Annotated in this window: 21 protein-coding genes; 5 read left to right on the top strand and 16 right to left on the bottom strand. The window is 46.6% G+C overall.

What is annotated here, in order from left to right; all coding sequences use genetic code 11:
• Positions 1-6: 6 nt before the first annotated feature.
• Positions 7-657: a hypothetical protein gene (locus tag BLS03_RS11105; protein ID WP_093273589.1), complete on the bottom strand. Its 651-nt coding sequence runs from the start codon at positions 655-657 to the stop codon at positions 7-9.
• 329 nt (positions 658-986) lie between these two features.
• The gene (locus BLS03_RS11100; RefSeq protein ID WP_093273586.1) at positions 987-1,469 is read right to left on the bottom strand and encodes an RNA-binding S4 domain-containing protein; all 483 of its coding nucleotides are present in this window, start codon (positions 1,467-1,469) and stop codon (positions 987-989) included.
• Between the two features lie 247 nt (positions 1,470-1,716).
• Here BLS03_RS11100 and BLS03_RS11095 point away from each other — a divergent pair, with 247 nt between their 5' ends.
• Positions 1,717-2,343: a response regulator transcription factor gene (locus BLS03_RS11095; RefSeq protein WP_093273584.1), complete on the top strand. Its 627-nt coding sequence runs from the start codon at positions 1,717-1,719 to the stop codon at positions 2,341-2,343.
• A 9-nt stretch (positions 2,344-2,352) separates the two neighbouring features.
• On the opposite strand, the gene BLS03_RS11090 is transcribed toward BLS03_RS11095, so the two are convergent.
• The 5 genes from BLS03_RS11090 to BLS03_RS11070 all read right to left on the bottom strand — a co-directional run bounded on the left by BLS03_RS11090 (position 2,353) and on the right by BLS03_RS11070 (position 9,879).
• The gene (locus BLS03_RS11090) at positions 2,353-3,258 is read right to left on the bottom strand and encodes a LysR family transcriptional regulator (protein ID WP_093273581.1); all 906 of its coding nucleotides are present in this window, start codon (positions 3,256-3,258) and stop codon (positions 2,353-2,355) included.
• Positions 3,259-3,451: 193 nt separating this feature from the next.
• Positions 3,452-4,066 carry a response regulator transcription factor gene (locus BLS03_RS11085; RefSeq protein WP_093273579.1) on the bottom strand — a complete coding sequence of 205 codons (615 nt, stop codon included), beginning with the start codon at positions 4,064-4,066 and terminating at the stop codon, positions 3,452-3,454.
• Positions 4,057-5,229, bottom strand: coding sequence for an EAL domain-containing response regulator (locus BLS03_RS11080; RefSeq protein ID WP_093273576.1), 1,173 nt, complete (start codon positions 5,227-5,229; stop codon positions 4,057-4,059). Before BLS03_RS11080 ends, BLS03_RS11085 begins: the two co-directional genes overlap by 10 nt.
• On the bottom strand, positions 5,198-8,977 hold the full coding sequence (locus BLS03_RS11075) for an ATP-binding protein (protein ID WP_093273573.1): 3,780 nt from the start codon (positions 8,975-8,977) through the stop codon (positions 5,198-5,200). The genes BLS03_RS11080 and BLS03_RS11075 overlap by 32 nt, the downstream gene beginning before the upstream one ends.
• A gap of 287 nt (positions 8,978-9,264) precedes the next feature.
• Positions 9,265-9,879, bottom strand: a complete 615-nt coding sequence (locus tag BLS03_RS11070) for a glutathione S-transferase family protein (protein ID WP_093273570.1) — start codon at positions 9,877-9,879, stop codon at positions 9,265-9,267.
• Positions 9,880-9,983: 104 nt separating this feature from the next.
• On the opposite strand from BLS03_RS11070, the gene BLS03_RS11065 reads away from it, so the two are divergent.
• The 3 genes from BLS03_RS11065 to BLS03_RS11055 all read left to right on the top strand — a co-directional run bounded on the left by BLS03_RS11065 (position 9,984) and on the right by BLS03_RS11055 (position 12,926).
• Positions 9,984-10,577 carry a TetR/AcrR family transcriptional regulator gene (locus BLS03_RS11065; protein WP_093273569.1) on the top strand — a complete coding sequence of 198 codons (594 nt, stop codon included), beginning with the start codon at positions 9,984-9,986 and terminating at the stop codon, positions 10,575-10,577.
• Positions 10,564-10,968 carry a PPC domain-containing DNA-binding protein gene (locus BLS03_RS11060; protein WP_093273566.1) on the top strand — a complete coding sequence of 135 codons (405 nt, stop codon included), beginning with the start codon at positions 10,564-10,566 and terminating at the stop codon, positions 10,966-10,968. Before BLS03_RS11065 ends, BLS03_RS11060 begins: the two co-directional genes overlap by 14 nt.
• Before the next feature lie 188 nt (positions 10,969-11,156).
• A complete protein-coding gene (locus BLS03_RS11055; RefSeq protein ID WP_093273563.1) occupies positions 11,157-12,926 on the top strand; it encodes an EAL domain-containing protein in 1,770 nt (589 codons plus the stop codon).
• A gap of 89 nt (positions 12,927-13,015) precedes the next feature.
• Here the strand turns inward: BLS03_RS11055 and BLS03_RS11050 are convergent, their stop codons facing one another.
• The 6 genes from BLS03_RS11050 to BLS03_RS11025 form a co-directional block, all read right to left on the bottom strand.
• A complete protein-coding gene (locus tag BLS03_RS11050) occupies positions 13,016-14,623 on the bottom strand; it encodes an ABC transporter ATP-binding protein (RefSeq protein WP_093273561.1) in 1,608 nt (535 codons plus the stop codon).
• Positions 14,624-14,625: 2 nt separating this feature from the next.
• Positions 14,626-15,669: an ABC transporter permease gene (locus BLS03_RS11045; RefSeq protein WP_093273558.1), complete on the bottom strand. Its 1,044-nt coding sequence runs from the start codon at positions 15,667-15,669 to the stop codon at positions 14,626-14,628.
• The gene (locus BLS03_RS11040) at positions 15,669-16,751 is read right to left on the bottom strand and encodes a microcin C ABC transporter permease YejB (protein WP_093273555.1); all 1,083 of its coding nucleotides are present in this window, start codon (positions 16,749-16,751) and stop codon (positions 15,669-15,671) included. Before BLS03_RS11040 ends, BLS03_RS11045 begins: the two co-directional genes overlap by 1 nt.
• Before the next feature lie 9 nt (positions 16,752-16,760).
• Positions 16,761-18,578, bottom strand: a complete 1,818-nt coding sequence (locus BLS03_RS11035) for an extracellular solute-binding protein (protein ID WP_093273553.1) — start codon at positions 18,576-18,578, stop codon at positions 16,761-16,763.
• A gap of 290 nt (positions 18,579-18,868) precedes the next feature.
• Complete coding sequence (locus BLS03_RS11030; protein ID WP_093273550.1) at positions 18,869-19,387, bottom strand: NUDIX hydrolase; 519 nt, start codon at positions 19,385-19,387, stop codon at positions 18,869-18,871.
• Positions 19,388-19,449: 62 nt separating this feature from the next.
• The gene (locus tag BLS03_RS11025; protein ID WP_245696663.1) at positions 19,450-19,941 is read right to left on the bottom strand and encodes a GNAT family N-acetyltransferase; all 492 of its coding nucleotides are present in this window, start codon (positions 19,939-19,941) and stop codon (positions 19,450-19,452) included.
• Positions 19,942-20,192: 251 nt separating this feature from the next.
• On the opposite strand from BLS03_RS11025, the gene BLS03_RS11020 reads away from it, so the two are divergent.
• Positions 20,193-21,191: a 2-hydroxyacid dehydrogenase gene (locus BLS03_RS11020; RefSeq protein WP_093273546.1), complete on the top strand. Its 999-nt coding sequence runs from the start codon at positions 20,193-20,195 to the stop codon at positions 21,189-21,191.
• 87 nt (positions 21,192-21,278) lie between these two features.
• Here the strand turns inward: BLS03_RS11020 and BLS03_RS11015 are convergent, their stop codons facing one another.
• From BLS03_RS11015 to purU, 3 genes are all read right to left on the bottom strand, one after another.
• Complete coding sequence (locus BLS03_RS11015; protein ID WP_093273543.1) at positions 21,279-21,839, bottom strand: sugar O-acetyltransferase; 561 nt, start codon at positions 21,837-21,839, stop codon at positions 21,279-21,281.
• Between the two features lie 181 nt (positions 21,840-22,020).
• On the bottom strand, positions 22,021-23,400 hold the full coding sequence (locus BLS03_RS11010; protein WP_093273540.1) for an L-serine ammonia-lyase: 1,380 nt from the start codon (positions 23,398-23,400) through the stop codon (positions 22,021-22,023).
• Positions 23,401-23,502: 102 nt separating this feature from the next.
• Entirely contained in the window at positions 23,503-24,369 is an 867-nt protein-coding gene (gene purU / locus BLS03_RS11005) for a formyltetrahydrofolate deformylase (protein WP_093273537.1), read from the bottom strand.
• Positions 24,370-24,508 lie beyond the last annotated feature (139 nt).

The raw sequence follows: 24,508 nt of genomic DNA, 5'->3' as shown, positions 1-24,508 counted from the left end.
GTTGGGCTATTCGTCATCGTCCTCATCGTATTCGCAATACTCCGGATTATACGTGACCGCGTAACCTGAGAGTAACGCCGCCACTTTCGTACCCTCAGCAGAAAGACTATTGACTACCCAAACATGATCTTGAGTGCTCCATGAACCATCACTGACGCCAAGGTGCAGTTCAACAAAAGGGGCAGCGTCGCGTGATACTCTGATGACTTGTGGCCAATTCGATTCACCATAGCGCATTTGATAATGGTGACCACCAAAGGTGAAGTTGTAGGGGTCGGTAAAGGAGGCTTGCTTACCTTGATAACTGACTCGCGCCGTAAATTTATTGGGTTCAATAATGGTTAACGAACCGCGGTGACCATCGCACTTCTGTTCGTAGCGAAGCTTCGCTTTCACGCCGCTGCTGTCTTTTAAGTTAAGAGTGACACTTTGATGTCTGGCGTTAAATAATACGTCGTCGACAAAGCGCAACTCACTGCTCTTGTCGACGTCAATTTGGTTGTCGCCAAACGCCAATTGCTGACCTGGCATCCAGCCTTGCCGACCCGAAAGCAGATAATGATCGCTATTATTTTGCCACTTTGGCGGTGTATCGGTCGGCAGAGTCGCACAACCAACCAAACCAAGCAGGCTCAGTGTTGCTATTGCTTTTATCATTGACTTTACTCGCTGTTTTTACGCCCAATTACAGTCTCAACCCAAGTGCGATCTCACCCCAAGTGCGATCTCACCCCAAGTACAATCCTCTGCTCAAGTACAATCTCTACCGAAATACACACTCGCTCGCTTACACAAAAAGTTCAGCAAAGAGATCACTCACGGTGATGCAATCGGGCATTTTATAAATAAACCAAGTTATTAATCTATCGGCGCGTTGGCGTCAATATTGAGCGCGGTAAATCTGTGCAAATGTGGCAACGTATAGATTTTCTGTGCAAAAAAAAATGCGCAATCAAGATTGCGCATTACAAGTTAAATACTGCCGATTACAGAAAATCAAGCGAGCGACGTTGACCGCCTGGCTTTTTATTTTGCTTCTCTGCGGCAGGTTTTTCCTTAGGAGATTCGGGTTGTGACGACGGTTGTTGTGAATGCACTTGCGGCTTAGCCGGCGCTGCACTCTCAAGCTCAGTGATAGCGTCTAACTCAGCGCCAGCAACATGATCATTGTCAGGCTCTTGTTGCAAAAGTTCGCTTTGCGGCTCAAAAACCACCACGTAATATTCTTGGTTAAACTCGAAAAAGTCACCATCGTACATTTTACGGCGCTTGCGAGTTTCAAGCTCACCATTGACCGCCACATAGCCTTCACTGATGGCGTGTTTTGCTTCCCCGCCGCCTGAGACTAGATTGGCCAATTTCATCACCTTATAAAGCTCAATAGGCTGAGTATTCACCTCAATGCCAATCGCTTCAATTTCGATTTCCTCGCCGTAGTCTTCAGCGTCGTGGTCGTATTCGTTGTTCATAATCACCTCAAAACGGGTTAATGGGCGCAGTGTAATGGTAATTCACGGTTTGGAAAACCTTTTCACTGACTTTTCGCTCGCTTCACCAAGCCCTACAGCCAAAGTGAGCCTTTCTGACAGCGCGCTGACGTCCATTCCGTAATGGAAAGTACGGTATTCCACCAATTCCGTCAGTTATCCCTTACATTAGCGCCATTGGGAACGTTAGGACATTGATGTCACTCATTCACACACCGAGGCACTATATATGTCAGCAATGAATATTTTGATCATTGATACCCAGCCGCTAATGCGCACTGCAATTGAAAACTTGGTTTATGAGTGCATGCCCAACGCTCAAGCCTACCAAGCCAACAATGCGACGTTTGGTATTCAACTTCTACGAAACCACGACATCGATTATGTGATTTTGGATGTCGATTTGGAAAATTCGGACGGTTTTGAATTTATTCGCCGAGCGCGCGCTCATGGTTATGCGGGTAAAGTACTGTTTATCTCAAGCAGCAAACACCCTATGTACTCTATGACCGCTTATAAACTCGGCGCTAATGGCTACATTTCCAAAGTGGAATCATCAGTGGTGATCAAAGAAGCGATTTTGAGTGTGGCCCGCGGCTACTCTGTGTTTAAGCATAAAGCCAATACTTTCCGCAAGAATGTTGCGCTGTCAAACCGTGAGACCGTGGTGTTTAACTACCTCATTAAAGGCTACACCAATAAACGTATTTCAGAGCTGCTATCACTGAGCTCAAAAACCATCAGTACTTATAAATCACGCATTTTGGATAAGTACAACGTCAACTCGATCGTCGAACTGATGCAAATGCGTGAACATTTAGGTGACGAACAAGCGCCGATCAGCGCGGCAAGTTAATCGCCACCCCTACTTTGAAACGGGCACTTGGTTAAACAGTGCCCGTTTTAGTACTTGGTACAAAATGGAATGCAGCGGACTACCGATGTTCAGCGCCTTGTAATTGGCGACCACTGGCGGCAATCCTCGCTCAAACACCTCGTCCGGAATCGGGTTATAACGTAGTCCTTCACATTCGATATTTAAATTCGGCAGAAATGCACCGTAGTCGTGACGTTTAATGATCTCAAACAGCGCTTGAACACTATCTACTGTGCCTCGACAATCAATCTCGTAGCCGCTTTCTTCCAAACTTGTTTTGATAACCGCTTGGCTTTGATGCCAACCTTTCATCTCCATCAGCACGAATGGCTTTTTGATCAGCTCTTCAAAGCGCACCTGCTCGCAATCACTGGACGTCACCACTGCGCCACTAACATTACCCATTCGATGTTGGTAAATGGTTTTGGTCTGTGCCGGATTAAAATAATGCACACCAATATCGATGCGGTTGTCCAGAATCTGCTCGGTGGTCAAATCATTCCAAGCCGTAATGTGAACCCTAGCGTTAGGTAAAATCGACCATAAATCGCTCATGACTCGAACACCCACCAAGTGTTCCAAAAATCCGGGCAACGCAATTCGAATATCTTTGTTATAAAGCTCGGGAACAAACTCTTGGCGGGCAATGGCATTGTCAAGAAGGTCCAGACCTGCGGAGATCTGTGGCAATAATTTTAGAGTAAATTCGGTGGGTTCAAGATGATGCGCGCCGCGAACAAATAGCTGATCATCAAGTTGCAAACGTAATTTGGATAAATACTTGCTCACCGCACTTTCGGTTTTACCAAGAGCTTTAGCCACTGGTCTTAACTGGCGGTGTTTGTTAATCAAAACCAATACTTTTAATAAGTTAAGATCTAACGCTTGATTCATAACAGCTTCAATATTGTGGTGGACTGGCTGGATCCTAGTCGCCAAAGCGTTAACCGTATAGTAATTCTAATTAAACCTCTGAATGAAATGCGCCGCTGTCTCATAATCAATCCCGGTTAAAATTACCAAGGCGTAACACTAGACACAAAAAAAGAGCTCCGCAGAGCTCTTTTTAATCCGTCATCAAATGGAATCAGGCTTTATTAATATTGTCGCCGACTTTCATCAGTTCCAGTACTGATTTAACTTGGTACTTCTCTAAAATACGGGTTTTGTAAGTGCTGATGGTTTTGGCACTCAGCGACAAGATTTCAGCAATTTCTTTGTTGGCCTTGCCTTCCATCAAGTAAGTCAGCACCACCGCTTCACGTTGAGAAAGCTTCACTTCGGTATTGCGATCCGGCGTATCACCAGTGAATTTAAAGAAGGTGTATCCGTTTAAAATGCTTTCGATGGCGTGAACAATCAGGTTCATGTTCTCAGATTTGGTGATGTAACCATCGGCGCCAAGACGAAAAGCCGTTTCTGAATAGATCTGCGACTCATTGGCCGAGATAAACAGCATTTTTCCTTGATAACCGTGTGCGGTAATTCGGCGCGCAAATTCAAAACCATCGGCTTTGGATAAATTGACATCCAAAACCAACATATCAATATCGTTTTCTTTCAAAAACGCCTGCGCCTTTTGCGGATCCGTCATCGAATAAACGGCATCAATTCGATGGTGGTCACGCAGTAGCCCTTCGATGGCTGCGCAAACCAACGGGTGATCATCCAAAATAAGACAGCTAACTTTATTTATAGGCATAAATTTTTCTCTAAGCGTTGTATTTGAGCAAACGGCATCGGTCGTCCAGTTAAAAACCCTTGGCAAACATCAACGCCTAATTTCTCCAGATAAGCCCAAGTTTCTTTATTTTCGACCCCTTCCGCGACCACGCGTAAACCAAGATTGCGCGCCAATTGATGGGTCAGTTTGACAATCGATTGAGTACGAATGTCATAGGTACACGACGCGACAAATTCGCGATCGATTTTTAATTCCGTCACTGGCAATTGCGCCAATTTCAACAAGGTTGAATAACCTGTGCCAAAATCATCGATGGATAACCCCACGCGATGAATACGCAGTCGTGCGATGTTTTCCAGCATCACCGCAGACAACAAGGTCACTTCATTTTCGGTCAATTCAACAATGATTCGCCCATGCTCGATTTGGTACTGATGCGCCAACGCAAGCAAACGCTCGACAAAGTTTGGCGTTTCCAAGTTGGTTTGTGTGGCGTTCAGCGCAATACTGTAATGCCCGTCACTTTGGGCAAAATGGGCAAACGCCTGCTCTGCCGAAAGGAAAAACAGATCGTTTTGCAAATTGCTTTTGTCGATAAGCGGCAAAAACACATCCGGGCCAATGATTCCAAGCGTTGGATGGATCCAGCGCATCAGCACTTCAACGCCCACCACTTGCTCGGTTTTAAAATCGTATTTCGGCTGATAGTAGTTTTGGAATTCACCATTAATAAACGCACTCGCCATCGCGCTATCGTCAAACTGCAAATGCGGTTTCACTTCCCCTTCGAGCTCTTGCGCATCGATGTGCTCTTTTATCACACCGGCCAGTGTCTCTTGTGGAACGGGTTTAGGCAGCGCGACCACTTTTTTAAACCCAAGTTGAGTACACATGATGCACGCGATTTTCAGCACCGTGGCGTCAATGCCACTTTGAATGCCAATAGTGCCGTCAAAGCCTGAGCGACTGAGCCGTTTAAGAAAGTGGATACCGTCCATTTCGGGCATATCCAAATCACAAAACAGGATGTCGTAATGCTGCTCTTGGCATTTATCTAAAGCTTGATAGCCGTCATGCGCTTCATCGACATCGGACACACCGATGCGCTCGAGCTGCATGCGAGTAGTGACGCGCTGCAAAGCGCTGTCATCAAGAATCAATACACGTATCTGTCTGTTCATGGACGTTTAACCAATCTCTTGTTTGTTCTATCGTTTGTGTCACTTGAGCAATCAAAGTGTTAATACTTCCATGAATGTCTGGGTTCCCCTCTGCGGCGCTATGTTCCACCACCTGAGCAAGTTCCATTAATTCTTTGACTCCTACGGTCCCTGCACCGCCTTTAATACGATGCGCGACTTGCCTAACTTGCTCGAGGTCATCTCTGACACTTTCAAGCTTGTCACAATCTTCCTGCATGGTAGTGACGTACACTTTGCCAAGCATTAATGCTTCATCAATGCTGTAATTATCGAGCCAAGATGGGTCAACCACTTTTGGCTCTGGGCTTAGCAACTCAGCAACTGGCGCATTTTTATACGGCAGGAATTTTCTGAGTAATTGGTTTAGCGGGTGGATGCCATAAGGTTTATAAAGAATATGGTCAAATCCACTCATCTCACCGCGTTGCAACGCAACACGACTATCTTCCGCTGTACACCCAATGATCGGCTTATCGGCAAATTCCGGTAATGTGTCCCTAACCCGTCTTGCTAGCTGATAACCGTCCATATTGGGCATATGCCCATCAGTTATCAAGAGATCATAAGACGTAAAATTGCGACGCAGGCTATTCAGTGCTTGAAGACCGTCAGAAACGACTTCAACCGTGACGCCCATCTCTTCCAACTGTTTGACGATCAGCATCTGGTTAATCGGGTTATCTTCCGCCACCAGCACATGCCCACTAAGCATGACGATTTCATCCGACTCAGGTTTATTTTCACCTTCATTAACGCGGCGCAGCACTTCAAAAACCACATCAGGAAACAGCGGTGAGGTCGATAAGCGGACGGTATTGTTATCGACATGTGCCATCTGGTCAAATTCAGGATCCAAGATGATAGTGAACTCTTCCTGGTGCAGCGACTTGTCGTCTGGAGTGGTCACCGCCACGGTATGCTTTTCTCCAGATAACACCGCATGTTCAAACCAAGGTTCCAGCCACTCATTGACATATTTGGGAATTTTTCCACAGTGCAATTCGATATGCGGGAACGGGTTTTGATAATACTCTTCCACTTCAAGTGGCAGTGAGAAGGTAATCTTGGTGCCAAGCCCTGCGACACTTTCGAGCTCAAATTCGCCGCCCATCAGTTGAATCAAGTCACGAACAATGGTCAAACCGAGGCCAGTGCCACCATAACGGCGCGCAATGGAGTTATCTGCTTGAACAAATGGTTGGAACACCACTTTTTGCTGCTGCTCGGTCATGCCCACGCCAGAGTCCATTACCGAGAAATGCAATTGACTCTTGGTAACCGACATTTCGACGCGAATTTTGCCACTGTCGGTAAATTTAATCGCATTAGAAAGCAGGTTATTGACGATTTGGCTATAACGCAGCGCGTCAATTTTGATGGTTCGAATTGGCGTTGGCGTCCAATCAAATTCAAATTCCAGCTCTTTTTCTTTCGCGGCTGCGCTGTGAATACGCAGTAATTCACACGTGCCTTTCATCACGTTAAATTCCACCGACTCGATGTTGAGTTGGTTGGCCTCAAGCTTTGAGAAGTCCAAAATATCGTTCACCAACATTTTGAGGTTCTGAGTCGAGGTAATCACGTTTTTAAGCAGCATGCGGTCTTCAGCGTGAGTCAGGCGCATATTGAGCATTTCTAGCAAACCGCTCATGCCGGCGATTGGCGTGCGCAGTTCATGACTCATACTTGCCAAGAAACGTTCACGGGCAACCACCGCTTGCTCAGCGGCTTTGTTGGCTTCAATCAATTCACGCTGTTGCTGATAACGCGCGCTGACATCGTGAATCACAGTCAGCACGAACGCTTTTTGCGTTGTCGAGTTGATTACGCGCTTATGGTAGAACTCAACGGTTTTGATATTGAGCTGGCAATCGGTAATGTCCACAGTACGGTTGATTGAGAAGCCGTCTGTCAACACCTGTTCAATCAGTTCTTGGTTCTCAACGATCGGACTTTTGGCAACGTTGTTTTCCGCCATGGTACAACCGCCACACTCGCCGGCCATATGCTTAGAACAGTTACTAAGCACCAAGTCATGGTTAAAGTCATGAATAAAGACTTTAACGGGCAAGGCGGTGATGATCTGCTGCATAAACTCAAATTCGCCTTGAGAATTTTTGGCTTCGTTTTCGCGCAGCACCACTTGCAGTTTCAAGTTCTTCGACAATAAATAGCTAATGAAAATGATGATAAGCGCAATCAGGATTAAGCCGCCAATCAACAACATGACGTTAAATTTGTCGTAGCCATACACAACGTTAAAACGCGAGTAGCCATCGCGAATTTTACGCAGTTCATTGCCATCAATGGTCGTCAGTACACTATTAAGCGCATTCAGCAGCAGAGGATCGGTCTTGGACACCCCAATGGAAGCGCGCACCGAGCGATAATCTTTGCGGTTGATACGGTATTTGCTGTCGTAGCCGTTGGCGAGCAACATTTCGAGCAGATCTTCGCGAATGTAGGCACGGCCAATTTCACCAGCACTCAACGCCTTGAGCATTTTGTGCAGATCGTTAAACGACACCGCATGAGTATCAAATACTGACTCTTTAAAACTCAGCTCTGAACGCTGCATGGTGGTCAGCAATACGCCATCAGCGCTACTTTTAGACAAGCGTGGTGTCATCAGCTCAACGCTGACATACTTTAAGTTGAAATAAGGATCGGTAAGCGCCAACGATTCACCATCTGCACTGCTTTGCATTGTGAGTGGCAAAATATCGACTTCACCGTCGGCCATCATCTGATCGGCGGTTTTGCCCTCTTCCATTGGCACATATTGAAATTTTAATCCTGAACGCGCTTGAATCAATTTCAGTACATCATTTAACACACCAGTCAACTTGCCATCTTTATCGCGGAAAAACATCGGATAAGAATCGGTATCAAACGTAAAACGCACCGCCTTGTCTTGATGATGCTGGTTACGGTAAGCGATGTTGGCTTGGTCAATCTTGTGGTAGGCGTTAAACGACTGCGACGAGTACGCTTGCAGTGTTTCACCTTCGGATTCCAAGACTTTGTTGATCTTGTCAACTAGTGCGCGCTTCTTTGGCGAAGCCATTACCGATACTTGCTCAGGTTCTAGCCAGTCAGGCACCCAAACTTGACCATCAACCACATCGTTTTCATTAAGATATTGCAACAGCGAAACGTAGTTGACGATAAAGGCGTCAGCATCGCCGCGATTGACCATCTCAAATGAATCGTTGAAATCTTCAACTACAGTTGCGTTATCAACGCCAAGCTCGCTTAGACGGGAACAATAGCTGGAGGTGCGCAAACACACCCACTTTAGGCTTTTGGGTGCTAAATAAGCCGCGCGGCTGTTACGAAACCAAACCGCCAAACTGGTGCTGTAAAAAGGGTCAGAAAAGACAAAACGTTTTTCACGGTCTTTGGTTCTGCTAAAGCCGACCGCCAAGTCCGCATCGCCGCTTTCTAGCGCTTGATAGACATGGTCAATACTGTCGTAGCCTTTGATTTTGAGAGAGGCATTCATATCTTGAGCAATTGACTGCAAGTAATTGATATTAATACCTTGAAACTGTTCGCTAACGGTTTTATCCATCGTTGGGTTCAATGAGGAAAATACCGCGACATGAATGACATTAGCCAATGCTGAATGCTCTTGGTGATCGGGCACAGTCTCAGCACTGAAAGATGGTGCCGATAAAAATGTAGTGACTGCGACAAATGCAGACAGAAGTGATTTTAAACGCACTATGGTTCTAACTCGCTTTTTAGGGGAAGCGGCAGATTAGAGCAGTGGGTTAATAAGTCAACAAACCGAACACCATAAACTAAAGTTAAATCGTTGTTTTTAAATAATTTAATTTACTACTGTAGGGCACCCCTTACAGACAAATAGCACCATTCCTACGACGCCATCTGGTCAAATCGAGAGCCAGCTCTCAAACTCGAGCGATCATGGAAATTTATGCAACTATTGTCTTAAAAAATAAGCACCCTGACCAACCAAAGTGCTCATTTTCAGTCATAGGTAGGTAATTATGCTTGGAATGCAGGGCGCGCCGCTACGCTATTAAACCAGGTGGCTATGGCTGGATATTGAGCAAGCACGTCCAACTCCAACGCCTTAGTGCAAAAACCGACAAAGATAAACGCGGTAATATCGACGATGGTAAAACGCGAACTTGCCACAAACGCCGACTCACTTAAACGTTGATTCAATATCGGCAAAAATTCTTCGACACGTTTTTTTGATTCCTCGCCCCACTCTTTGACGCAGCGTTCGCGGTCGCTATACACGCCCGTCAGATTGCGAAACGCTTGAAAGCCGGCGTAAAGCCCTTGCAGTTCAACCACGCGATGCCACATTTCCACTTGCGCTTTTTCAAGAGGGTCTTGGCCAAACAGTGCTAAGGAGTTTGGAAACTGTTCATCGACATAACGACAAATCGCGACGCTTTCACATAGCGTTTCACCGCTATCAAGCTCTAACATTGGCACTTTGCCATTTACCGCTTTGGCAGCGTAATCGGCACTCAGATTGTCACCTTCACGAACATTCAGCGCCACACGCTCAATATCAATACCCAATTCATTTAAAAACAGACTTACTCGGCGGCAGCTTGGCGTCATCGCCGTTTCATAAAGCTTCATTGCGGTTCCTTTTTCCTTTTTCAGAACGATCGTTTAGTTTAGAATCTAAAGAATTTCTAACCGAACAGTCAAGAATAATTTGGCGCAAACGCAGAAGCTATCACATGGCAAGAAAATCAAAATTTGATAAAGATGAGAAATTGCTCGACGCGATGACCTTGTTTTGGCAAAAAGGCTACGCCAATACCGCCATCTCAGAGCTTATCGACAAGCTGAAAATTAATCGTTTTAGCTTGTATAACAGCTATGGAGACAAGCAAAACCTCTATTACATGGCCCTCGACGCTTATTTAGAGCGTATCTCTTTTCCGAGCATAGAAATATTGGCGGCAGCCGATGCAGGATGGCCCGAGCTAAAGCAGTTTCTATTTGAATTTGCCAAACGCCAACGCCATTCGAGTTGTGGTTGCTTTATGCAAAATGCCCTTATCGAACACGCCGGTGAGGACGACACTGTGCTCGAACGAGGTCACCGTTTGTTTGACTTGCTACTGGCGCGCTTTACCGATTGCTTGCAGTATGCCAAAGACCATAAACAGATACCCGCCAAACTGCCCGCACACGAACTTGCGACGTTAGTGCTGTGCCAAATGCAAGGTATTCGCGTACTAGGCAAAGCCAAACGCCTTGATGATATCGATACTGCGCTACCCACCTTGTTGCAATTAATTGAAGGAACTCGCCATGAACCACATTGAGCCCATCGCGGTAAGGTTGACGCGCGGCAGTGATTTAAAGCAAGCCATTCAACACTTAGTTACCACCCATCACATTGAAGCCGGCGCCGTGGTGTCATGCGTTGGCAGCTTAAGCGTACTCAATATGCGCCTTGCCGGCGCGCAGCACAGCCAAATTTGGCATCAAGCGTTTGAAATTGTCTCTTTGATTGGCACGCTAACGCCTGATCATCAACATCTGCACATCGCAGTAGCCAAACAAAATGGTGACGTCATTGGGGGACATTTACTGGAGGGAAGTATTATCGACACCACCGCAGAACTCATCATAAATAGCTATAAAAATCTCAACTTTTCTAGAGAATTCGATACACAAACCGGATACACTGAACTCCGTATTTCGAATCAATAAACGTCATAAACTGTTCAATATGTGACCATGTCACCATTGAAACTAAACTTTAGTTGAATAATGCGATAATTCGACTGGTCGTTGGGCGATAATTCATGTAAAACACATAAATCAGGTTAATGCTTTTATAAAATAGAACCCTAAAAGGAACGACATACCTTCGAAGGAATGAGGCATGTCACTATCGAATGAATGATAAATCCCACAGGCAATTGGCTAATACAGAGTATGATTCACAAGGTGAATTCACGGTGAAGGGCGTATCTCAACTGGAAGGCTTTCCGCTTTCTGGCGCCGAACTCGATCTGTTTATGGATAACCATTTCAAACACCTTTTTGACGTGTTTAGTGATGGTATTTTCTATATGGCCGATAGCAGTCAAATGTTCTATTACAACCCAAGCTTTTACGCTCAGTTTGGTATTCAACCTGGCCACACTTCCTTTAGTGCTTGGCTCGACTTAGTTCACCCAGAAGACCGGCTATTACTGCAACGGCGCGTAGCTCTGCATGCCAATATGGAAGGTAAGCGTTTAAGTACCGAATATCGAGTACGGCGCACCGACGGACAATATATTTGGGTACAAGGCACCGCGATTACTAAGACCATAGACGGTGAAGTGTTTTTGGTCGGCTGTCATCGAGACATTTCCGATAAAAAAACCATGGAAAGCTATATTCACCGCGCCGCCTTTATCGACACAGAATCTGGACTCTCCAATACCAATAAGCTTCACATCGACATAGACGATATTACTGCAACTCAATCGGGCGATTATTCACTGCTCTATGTGCAAATTGACGATGTGAAATCTTATTTGAATATTTACGGCCAACAAATTCTACAAAACCTGCTCAACCACCTAATAACAACCTTAAACCAATTTCCCGACCATTTCGTCGATGTCTACCGTGTCCATTCGGACGATTTCGCTATATTGGTCAAAGGTTATTATGATCCCCAAGATATTCAAAAACTGGGTGAGCGGATTTTGCAAAGTTATCGTAAAGCCATCGACTTAGACGGACATTTGTATGGCAAAGATATGAACATTGGTATTTACCCCAATTTCGATAAGTCGTTGTCAGCAACTGAACTGGTGAAAATCGCTGCGCGGACCTGCAAATTTGCCGGAGAAAATAACTTCACCAATATCGGCATTTATATCGATTCCACCAAAAACAAGGTTGATCGCCACTTCTACATCGAGCAACAGCTGAAAAAAGCCATTAACGAGCAACAGTTAACAGTTAAGTTTCAACCTATTGTCAGCGCGTCAACCAATCAGATCGCTAGTTTTGAAGCCTTAGTGCGCTGGCGCAGCAAAGAGTGGGGAGAGATTTATCCTGATGAATTTATCGCTGTCGCTGAAAAGAAAGGCTTCATTGTCGATTTAGGTTATTTGGTGTTTGAAAAAGCCTGCCATTTCATTAAAGAGTATCAAAAACTGCATCAGCGTTTGGTACGGGTAAACATTAACGTTTCGGTTTTGCAGATCCTTAATAACCACTTTCCCGAGCAAGTACGCATGCTTGCCGAACGTGAAGGCGTCGATACCGATAACATCGTTTTGGAATTGACCGAAACCATCATTATCGATGGCAACAAAAAAGCCATTCGCCAACTGATAAAACTGAATGAATATGGATTTCGCTTATCGCTCGACGATTTTGGTTCTGGCTATAGCTCACTGCACAGCTTTTTCGATTTACCACTTAGCCAAATTAAAGTGGATAAAAACCTCGCTTGGAAAAGCTTAACTAACCCAGCGACCTACGAGTACTTACGTTTTATCACCGATTTGTGTCGTAGCTATAACGTCGACATTGTGATTGAAGGCATCGAAAACGCCGACATGCACCACAAGTTCTCACAAATGGGCGTCGCCTTTTTACAAGGCTATTGGTATTCAAAACCTCTGTCACTGGCCAGCGCCAGTCACTACACGGAGATTTAATATGCCCTGCTCTACATCACTGAATAACGCCCAATAAAAAACCGCAATCGCTCAAACGCTTTGCGGTTTTTTTTTTCGCCAAGTTGCAATCAGTGGACGCTGGACAGTTCAACTAATTGGCGGGTGTAATCTTGCTTAGGCGTAGCAAATAGTGTCTCTGTTTCACCGTGCTCAACCACTTGGCCATTTTTCATCACTATGGTGTAGTGACACAGTGATTTCACCACATTCAAATCGTGACTGATAAACAAATACGTAAGGCCATGCTTGGCCTGCAAATCTTTAAGTAATTGCAACACCTGCGCTTGCACCGTTCTATCCAATGAAGAGGTCGGTTCATCCAACAAGAGAAACTCTGGCTTTAAAATCAGCGCGCGCGCAATGGCGATGCGTTGACGCTGACCACCTGAAAACTCATTGGGATAACGGTGACGTGATTGTGGATCGAGTTCAACCTCGCGCATCACCGCACAAATGCGCGCATCAATTTCAGCCTCATCCAGTTTAGCCTGCCCCTCGACCTTAACGCGCAACCCTTCACCTATCACTTGTGCAACCGACATTCTTGGATTGAGCGCCGAAAACGGGTCTTGAAACACCACTTGCATCTTGCGTCGAAATGGCAACATCGCCTTGCGATCCAGCCCTTGCAACTCTTGGTTTTGATAACAAATCGAACCTTGCGACGCCACCAATTTTAAAATCGCCATGCCAGTGGTGGATTTCCCAGAACCACTTTCACCAACCAGGCCCATAGATTGACCACGTTTGAGTTCAAAGCCCATATCCGTCACCGCTTTGACATGCGATACCACGCGCTTAAACACGCCGCCAGTAATGGGAAACCACACTTTCAGATTATCAACACTCAGCAGCGTTGGCACATCGCTTGGCATCGATACCGGCGTGCCTTTAGGGTCAGAATCAATCAGCTTTTGGGTATAGGGGTGGGATGGCGATTCGAACAGCGTTTGACACGGCGCGCTTTCAATCAAACGGCCATTTTGCATCACACACACGTTGTCGGCGATGCGGCGTACGATACTCAAATCGTGGGTAATAAACAGCATCGCCATACCAAGTTCTTGCTGCAACTGTACAAGTAGATCAAGAATTTGCGCCTGCACCGATACATCCAGTGCGGTGGTCGGCTCATCAGCAATTAAGATCTCTGGCTCATTAATCAGCGCCATCGCTATCATCACTCGCTGGCGCTCACCACCAGAAAGCTCATGCGGGTATGCGTTTAGTTTTTGTTTGGCGTGACGAATACCCACTTTCTCCAACCACTGCAGTGCCAGTTGTTGGGCTTGGCTGGTACGTAAGCCACGGTGAATCCCGACGACTTCCACCAACTGTTTACCAATTTTATGCAAAGGGTTGAGTGAAACCATCGGCTCTTGGAAAATCATACCAATGCGCCCGCCGCGAATTCCGCGTAGCTCTCGCTCAGAGCAGCGCAGCGTATTGGTATCGCCAAAACAAATCTCGCCATTGAGGTAATGGGCCGACCCTTTCGGCAATAATTTTAATATTGCATTCGCGGTGACCGATTTTCCTGAGCCACTTTCGCCGACTAAAGCCAGTGTCTCTCCGCGTTTAAGCGAGAAGCTGACGTCATGGGTCACTGGGTCAATACTGCCTGCGCGGCCAAAGCCAACCGACAAATTACGAATGTCTAAAACCGTCGTTGCCATGATTATCGTCCTTGCTGATGAGGGTCAAAAGCATCACGCACCGCTTCGCCAATAAACACCAGCAAAGTGAGCATAATAGAAAGCACCGCAAACGCGGAAATGCCAAGCCATGGCGCTTGTAAATTGGCTTTACCCTGCGCTAATAACTCGCCCAGCGAAGGCGAACCGACAGGCAAACCAAAGCCAAGGAAATCGAGTGACGTTAAGGTCGTCACCGAGCCCGACAGGATAAAGGGCATCATAGTCAATGATGCAACCATAGCGTTTGGCAGCATGTGTCTGAGCATAATGCGCTTATCATCAACGCCCATCGCCTGCGCCGCGCGCACATAATCAAAGTTGCGACAACGCAAGAATTCAGCGCGCACCACACCAACCAAGCTCATCCAACTAAACAGCACCATAATGCCAAGTAACCACCAAAAGTTCGGTTCGATAAAACTCGATAAAATGATCAATAAAAACAGCGTTGGCATACCCGACCAGACTTCGATAAAACGCTGGCCAAGCAAATCTATCCAACCGCCGTAATAGCCTTGCGTCGCACCAACAAACACCCCTATCAGTGTCGAGACCGCGGTCAATACAAAGCCAAACAGCACCGAGATACGAAAGCCATAGATGATTCGTGCCAGCACATCACGGCCTTTGTCATCGGTGCCAAGCCAGTTGACGCTATCTGGCTCTGAGGGCAATACACCAGCGATATCGTAATTGATGGTATCGTAGTGAAAGCGAATCGGCGGCCAAACAACAAAGCCGTTCTGGTCGATTTTGTCTTGAATATACGGGTCGGTGTAATCCGCTTCGATATCAAACTCACCGCCAAAAGTCAGCTCGCTATAGCTCTTCGTCACCGGGAAATACCAACCTTGTCCGTAGTGCACCACTAACGGTTTGTCGTTGGCGATAAGCTCGGCAAATAAACTGATGATAAACAACAGCGCAAAGATCCACAGCGACCAATATCCGCGGCGGTTAGCACGAAAACGCAACCAGCGTGCTTGATTAAGTGGATTGGGCGTTTTGTTTGATTTCAACAACATTAGCGCGCCTCAAAATCGATGCGAGGATCGACCCAAGTGTAAGTTAAATCAGAGATAATACTCAGCAGTAATCCCAATAACGTCATGATATATAAAGAGCTAAATACCACTGGGTAGTCGCGTTGAATGGTCGACTCAAATCCCAGTAGGCCGATACCTTCGAGCGAAAACATCACTTCAATCAGCATTGAACCGGTAAAAAACATCGCAATAAACGCACTTGGAAAACCGGCGATGATGATCAACATGGCATTCCGAAACACGTGTTTGTATAAAATACTGCCCTCATCAAGCCCTTTGGCCCGCGCGGTCACCACATATTGCTTGTTAATTTCATCGAGAAACGAGTTTTTAGTCAGCATACTTAACGCAGCAAATCCGCCGATAACCATAGCGGTGATCGGCAGGGCCAAATGCCAAAAGTAATCGCCGATTTGCTGATACCAAGTCATTTGGTCGAAATCGGAAGAGACTAACCCGCGCAGCGGAAACCAATCGAAATAGTTGCCACTGGCAAACACGATAATCAGCAAAATCGCAAACAAAAAGCCAGGTACCGCATAGCCAATGATCACTAAAGCGCTCGACCACACATCAAAGCGCGAACCATGATGAATCGCTTTGTAAATCCCAAGCGGAATCGACACCAGATAAATGATCAGCGTGCTCCAAACACCGAGGGAAATCGAGACAGGTAAACGCTCTTTGATTAAGTCGATAACATTACCGCCTTTAAACAAACTATCGCCAAAATTAAATGTGGCGTAATTTTTCAGCATCTCGACGTAACGTTCTAGAATCGGTTTATCAAAACCAAATTGCTGTTTGATCGCTTCAACCACTTCAGGGTCAAGTCCGCGCGAACCTTTATAGCCGCTGTGCCCTTCCCCTGAGTCTACTTTTACTTCCGAACCGCCACCAGAAAGGCGCTCCATAATGCCAGAACCCATCCCCTGTGCTTGCGCGATGGCCTGTTCCACTGGGCCGCCCGGCGCAATTTGAATAATGAAAAAATTGATGGTGATGATCGCCCATAAAGTTGGGATCACCAGCAGCAAACGACGAAAAATATAAGCAGCCATATTGTCCTCTTAACGACGTTTTTCTGGCAATTTCGCGGCTTTTTGCTGCGAAACCCACCAAGTGTCAACACCCAAATCATAGGTTGGCATTACCTCAGGACGCTCAAACTTATCCCAAGTCGCCACGCGATATTTGCTTAAATACCATTGGGGAATAATGTAAAAATTCCACTGCAACACGCGATCAAGCGCGCGCCCTAAATACAATAGCTTTTGCGGATGCTGCTGGTTTTTGGCAATGTCATCGGTAAGCGCATCGACCACAGGATCAAGTACACCTGCGGTGTTATAAGTCGAATCAATGAACTTTGAGTTCCATGAAAACAGTAAATTAGAGCTTGGATATGCGTTAGCAGCAAAACCTGATGACACCATGTCAAAGTCACGATCGCGCAAGCGCTTGAGATATTGGGTCGTATCTATAGTGCGGATACGCATTTTGATGCCCATGCGTTTGAGATTCTTTTGCAGTGGAATCGCTACTCGCTCGGCGGTAGGGCTGTAGATCATCAGCTCAAATTCAAACGGTTTACCGGTTTTGACGTTTCTCAGTACTCCGCTTTTAAGCTCCCAACCTGCTTGTTTAAATAGTGCAAACGCTTGACGCATTTGAGGGCGAATATGCCCGGAGCCATCGGTCACTGGTGGTTGATACTCTTGGCTAAACACTCGAGCTGGAACTTGCTGTTTAAACGGTTCAAGCACTGCTAGTTCTTGCTCGCTCGGCAAACCTTTGGCTTCATAGTCGGTGTTTTGAAAATAACTTCTCACGCGCTGATATTGGTTGTAGAACATATTCTTGTTCATCCACTCAAAATCCAGTGCATAATTCAGCGCTTCGCGTACTTTAGGGTCGTGAAAAATTGGTCGCTGAATATTAAATACAAACCCTTGTGCAGGCTGAGGTTTATGGTGAGTGATCTCTTCCTTTTTGATATAGCCTTTATCAAAGTTAGCGCCGGTGTAGGAGCTTGCCCAGAACTTGGCCGAGTTCTCCATTTGTAAATCAAACTCCCCGGCTTTGAAGGCTTCGAGCATCACGGTGCTGTCACGATAGTAATCGTATTCCACTTCGGCAAAGTTGTTGCGGCCGACGTTAACCGGTAGATCCGCAGCCCAATAATTATCGACTAAACCATAAGTCACACTTTGCCCCGGTTTATAAGCAATCACTTTATAGGCGCTGCTACCGACAGGTGGGGTGCTGAGCGGCTGAGAAAAGTCTTTGTCTTGCCAAAAGTGCTTAGGCAAGACCGCAGTATTTTGCGCAAAGCTGAACAGTTTCTCGCGATTAGGTGTGTTCATTTCGATGCGCACCGTCAGATCATCCAGCGCCGTCACCGACTTGATGTCTTTGTAATATACGCGGTACTGCGGCACTCCTTGGGCCATAAACTTATCAAAGGTGAATGCCACGTCGTGGGCGGTAATGGGCACACCATCTTGAAAACGCGCTTTCGGATTGATACTAATTTCCATCCAAGAGTAATCATCGGAGTAGCGAATGTTTTGTGCAATCAGTGGGTAGTAGCTGTCGATTTCGTCTTTCGGCGAATACATCAACGAATCATAGAGCTCTTCGGTTCCCTGCGCCGCCGCGCCGCGAGAAGCGTAGCGGTTAAAATTATCGTACGTCCCCACCACGCCAAACGTCACTTTGCCATATTTTGGCGCCTGTGGATTGACGTAGTCAAAATGCGTAAAACCCGCTGGATATTTTGCTTCTCCAAACCCGACTAACGTGGTGGTTTCAATCACTTTGGCGTAGCTTGTTGCCGAAACAAGCGCCAATGACGCGCTGAGAATCAACCGTGGTAAATGCCCCATGAATCTCTCCTTGTATGACGTGACCACGTTCATACCTTGAATACGAATGAGAAGTTTTATAAATCAATCATTGATATAAGTATAGGGGAAATAACGAATTAGTTAAGTTTTAGCGGTATTTTGCGGAGTATTTGTCCATTTTAAATGCTATTCCCTATTTTTATTATCTTTGCCGATCCTAAGAAAACTGGCAATGTGATGGCGCAACATCAAAGTTAAAGATAGGAAAAATATGACCTTAACCCAGTAATCGGCGATAAAAAACGCCGCGAAAGCGACGTTTTTTTAATCTAGAGCAACTCTTTGGCTGCGAGTTGCAGCAAATGGGTTTCGCGTTCGATACTTAACCCTTTTTTATCGCTTTTAGCCATCGTCTGCTCGTTATGGGCAATAGCATCAAAAATGTTCATCCATACTGGCTTCATGCCGTTACTCTTTTCGTACTCTTCATAGCGAGTTTGCCCCAGATCTCGGTCCACTTGGCAAGTATAACAATGAGAAATAATGTGCAGCACATCGGCATCATCTTTATGCCAAGGACGAAACTCTTCAAATAAACCAAACGGTTTAATATTGCGAATATTCTGAGCACCGGTCTCTTCTTCAAGCTCGCGTACCAACCCTGCGATAATATCTTCTCCATCATCGACACCACCACCGGGGATGGTGTAATCGTGATAACGCTCGGTATACAGCAGCAAAATATTTTCGCCATCGAGCACAATAGCGCGCGCAGCAAGGCGCTTTCGCACAGTTTTGTCATCTAAGTGGGTGACGAGAGGATGAATGGTGGTTTTAATATGTCGCATCGAAATAGCCAACGGATTCAATTTGAGGCGGATTTTAGCACATTGCTTGAATGCTGTTTGCCTCACATCAGCGCTAAACGCAAAATATGCTGAGGTCCGGCAGCGCCGCCATGGTATAGCTCGCTTGTATCCTCAAAACCCGCCGCAACGTAACAAGCGTAAGCACTCGGATTTTTGCAATTGACGGTGAGATAAATTTGTCTTGCATTCAAATAGTGCTGGTTAAGAAAAGGTTTGAGCGCTGCCGTGGCCGCTTTGCCAAACCCTTTGCCTTGATGAGCTTGACCGATAAAAAACGCTCGTAAGCCCAGCGCAGCACCTTGGCAAAAGTTGTAATCATCGCTGTAGTGGGTATCGATAAGAAAAAAGCCCACCACTTCGCCCTCAAACGTCACCACATTTGGGTGAACGGAGGAAGATACATTGCACAAGATCTCTTGCAAAGTACCGACAAATTTAAGCTGCTCGGGGTGAACAGTGAGCAATTCAAGCGTGGAATAGTGCTGCTGTTGAAGCGGCGATAACTCTACGTTTGGCATCAATTTCCCTGACATAATTTCCCTTATATTTTTTCGCTAACATGGATAAGCCAGCACATAATTCATTCATCATTTGGCTCACTTTATCGCTGCCAATGTAACACCATAAAGCATGACAACACACCAAGAATCCCAACCTTAAGTAGCAACTTGCAAATTGAGTGTGTTAGACACATAAATTTTAGGGTTTATTTTCTTATCCATTCGTTATATCAATGTGTTAATTAATCGTTACTCGCCTTTTCTGATCATACTAGGAGTTTGTCATGATCAATGTCGCCGTATTCAGTTCCAAATCTTATGACGAAATTTCGCTTAAACGCGCCAATACCGATAAAGGTATTACGTTGCATTTTCACGATTTTCAGCTCACCCACAAAACCGCCAAAATGGCCCACGGCTGCCAAGTGGTGTGCGCGTTCGTCAATGATGATCTCTCCGCACCAGTTCTCGAGGCGCTCAAAGAATTTGGCGTCAAGCTGGTTGCAATGCGCTGCGCCGGCTTTGACCGAGTTGATTTAGCTGCGGCAAAGAGCCTAGGAATTCAAGTGGTGCGCGTGCCAGCATATTCGCCAGAAGCGGTTGCCGAACATGCCGTTGGCCTGATGATGTGCCTAAACCGCCGCTATCACAAAGCCTATCAGCGCACCCGTGATGCCAACTTCACGCTTGACGGTTTGGTTGGCTTTAACTTCTTTGGTAAAACCGCCGGGGTGATCGGCACTGGTAAAATCGGTATTGCAACCATGCGGATTTTAAAAGGCCTTGGTATGGACGTTCTTTGCTACGATCCTTATGAGAACCCGCTGGCGATCGAACTTGGCGCAACCTATTGCAGTAAAGAGGAACTGTTTGAAAAAAGTGACATCATCACGTTGCACTGTCCGATGACCGAAGAAAATTACCATCTTCTTGATGAACATGCGTTTGCCAAAATGAAAGACGGCGTGATGATCATTAACACCAGTCGCGGTGGATTACTTGATTCAGTGGCGGCGATTGAAGCGCTCAAACAAGGCCGAATTGGCGCGCTGGGTTTGGATGTTTATGACAACGAAAAAGAGCTGTTTTTCCAAGACAAATCCAACGATGTGATTGTTGATGACGTGTTTCGCCGTTTATCGGCTTGCCACAATGTGCTGTTCACCGGTCACCAAGCATTTTTAACCAAAGAAGCGCTGCACAATATCGCCGATACCACGCTGACCAATATTCGTCAGGTCATGGCTGGTGAGCCATGCGCCAATCAATTGGTCGAGTTTTAAAACGCGAGCCGCAAATAAACAAACAGCAGGCGAAGCCTGCTGTTTTTATTTCGATCATCCAAACAGTAACCCGTTCTTGTGTGGCACTTACTCAAAGTTTTCTTCGATGCGACGAATCAATTTAGCTGGGCTGCCACCAAAGAGTGAATCGCACGGCACATCGCGAGTGACCACCGAGTTAGCGGCTATCACCGACCGCGCGCCAATGGTGACACCTTGTGAAATCACCACGTTACCGCCGATCCACACATCGTTTTCAACCACAATAGGCAGGCAGCGCGTCTCCCAACTGCGGCGCCGGCGGTAATCGAGTGGATGCCCTGCGGTGTAAAAATGAGCGTTAGGGCCTATCAGTACATTACTGCCAATCGAGATCGGCGCGCCATCCAGCATCAGGGCGTTCATATTGATAAAGGTGTTATCACCAATCGACACCGTTTCACCAAACTCACAGGAAAATGGCGGACGTACCACGCTGCCTTCACCAAAATGGCGAAACAAACGCTGCAACAAAACCTCGCGTTTATCATCTTCTAACGCATAGTTTAACTCGCCCATCAGCGCCGTGGCACGGTCACGAATCACGCTGATTTCATGAGCGCCACCATCAAAACTTTGCCCGGAAATCATTTTGTCGAATTCTGTCATGGTCAGCCTACTTCTCTACCTAACGTTACTTATTGCCCCTAAAGCATTGGCAACCGCAGTCAGAAAATCACCATTCATTCACGACTCTGCTATTTGCCGTTAAGGGCTTGAAGCGACCAAGAATACAGGCTAATCACCGTAACTAATTCTATCCAGTTCACATCTTTTATGAAGACAGCCGTCAGCATTCGATGACATTAACGGCCAATCCGCCGCGCGAGGTTTCTTTGTACTTGTCCTGCATATCCATTCCGGTATCACGCATGGTCTTAATCACTTTATCCAGCGACACAAAATGCTCACCGTCACCGCGCAGCGCCATTTGCGCCGCATTGATGGCTTTCATCGCCGCAATGGCATTGCGTTCAATACAAGGAACTTGCACTAAGCCACCAACCGGATCGCACGTCAAACCTAGGTTGTGCTCAAGGCCAATTTCAGCGGCATTTTCCACCTGTCTCGGCGTTCCGCCCAATATCTGGCACAGCCCAGCGGCTGCCATTGCGCACGCAGAGCCGACTTCACCTTGGCATCCCACTTCCGCGCCCGATATCGAAGCGTTCTTTTTGCACAGTGCGCCAATCGCTGCCGCCGCAAGCAGAAAGTCCACCACATGATCTGGGTTAGGATTTGGCGTGAATTCCATGTAATACATCAACACCGCAGGAATGATTCCGGCAGCGCCATTGGTTGGCGCGGTGACCATGCGACCACCGGCAGCGTTTTCTTCGTTAACGGCCAAGGCGTAGAGATTGATCCAATCCATGCCGTTAAGCGTTGAGCTGATAACATTGCTTGCCGAGCATTGCTTAAGCGCCAGGTGAAAACTTTTGGCTCTTCGTCTCACAGCGAGCCCGCCAGGTAAAATCCCCTCTTGGCTAAGGCCACGTTCAATGCAAGCGCGCATCACCTGCCAAATCGTATGTAGCTGCTCACGCACCGTGACTTCATCACGCCAAGTAAGCTCGTTAAGCATCATCAACTGACTGACCGAAAGCTTATGTTTTTCACATAACTCGAGCAGCTCTTTGGCGCTATTAAAGTCATAGGGCACGGCTTGCGTCGAGGAAACTAGCGCAGCGCTTTGGCTTTGCTGCTCATCAATCACAAATCCGCCACCAATCGAGTAATAGGTGTTGCGATGCAGCGTATGTTCATCATGGCCGATGGCTAAAAGCTCGAGTGCATTAGGATGAAACGGCAAACTGTCGTGCAGCAGATGCATGTCGCGCGGCCAATCAAATTCAACACTCTGACGCCCGCCAAGCTGCAGTTGGCGCGCGGTTTTAATCGCTGCAATTGCAGGGGCGATAATACTTGGGTCGATACTGTCTGGGCGCTCGCCCATCAGCCCCATCAACACCGCATGATCGGTACCGTGACCCACGCCGGTTGCGCTTAAAGAGCCGTATAGCTTTACCACGATGCGCGAAACGCTATCTAGCGGCATGCGCGCGGCAATCTCTTCGACAAAAGTGGCGCCAGCTAACATAGGGCCAACCGTGTGCGAACTTGATGGCCCGACACCGATTTTAAATAGATCAAACACGCTAATAGACATTTACCCTGTCCTCTTCAAGCCACTGCGATTTCAGCAGCCGCTTCAAGTTATTTAACGATGGCACCATTCCGTGATGGAATTTGGTCATAATATGGCTGCGTTTTAGTGACTCAACACTATGGTGCGATTGCCCGAGAGAAATACGCGTTTTTCGATGTGATGCTTAACCGCATTAAACAGCGTAATGCGCTCAATATCTTGGCCTTTAGCAATCAACTCCTCTGGGTATTGCGCATGGCCCACTTCCTGAATGCCTTGGGCGATGATCGGCCCTTCATCAAGATCGTTGTTGATGTAGTGCGCCGTGGCACCAACCATTTTCACCCCTTTTTCCCATGCTTGATGATAGGGACGCGCGCCCTTAAAACCGGGCAACAAGGAGTGATGAATATTGATCGCCTTGCCTTCGAGTTTTTCACACAGCCAAGGCGACAATACTTGCATATAGCGCGCGAGCACCACCAGTTCGACATCATGGGCATCAAGGAGCTCAACCATTTGCTGCTCCTGCTGCGCTTTGGTTTCACGGCTGATCGGCAAATGGTAATACGGAATTTGATGCCACGCGGCAAGCTCTTCCAAATCAGGGTGATTGGAGATAATCAGCGGCACTTCAATATTAAGTTGCCCAGTACGATAGCGATACAGCAAATCGTTGAGGCAATGATCGTACTTGGAGACCAAAATCGCGACTCGCGTGCGATGCTCTGGCTCGGTTAACTGCCACTGCATAGCGAAGGTTTCAGCGCGCGGCGCGAACGCGAGATTGAATTCCTCGACGCTAAAACCGTCTGGATTTGGGCGAAATTCGATGCGAATGAAAAAGCGCTGCGAAGCTTTATCGTCAAACGAAAGAATCTCTTCAACATAGTGCCCCATCTGCGCCATATAGCGCGTTACAACATCAACCGTACCTATGGTACTTGGGCAATTGGCGGTAAAAATCCAAGGTTTGAGGTTTTCACTCATCGGGTTACTCCAGGTCTTTCCATTTACCAGTAAGCCATTTACCAGCAAGACGTTTTTAAAAACTCGCGTGTAAAAATAAACGCTTTGCGATTATCCATATCGAATTAAGCCGCTTAACATTAAACGGCTTAATTCTGTT

It is taken from the genome of Vibrio xiamenensis (assembly GCF_900100015.1).
GTDB lineage: Bacteria > Pseudomonadota > Gammaproteobacteria > Enterobacterales > Vibrionaceae > Vibrio > Vibrio xiamenensis.
Note: the sequence above shows the minus strand (reverse complement) of the source record. Positions and strands in the feature narration are given on the sequence as shown.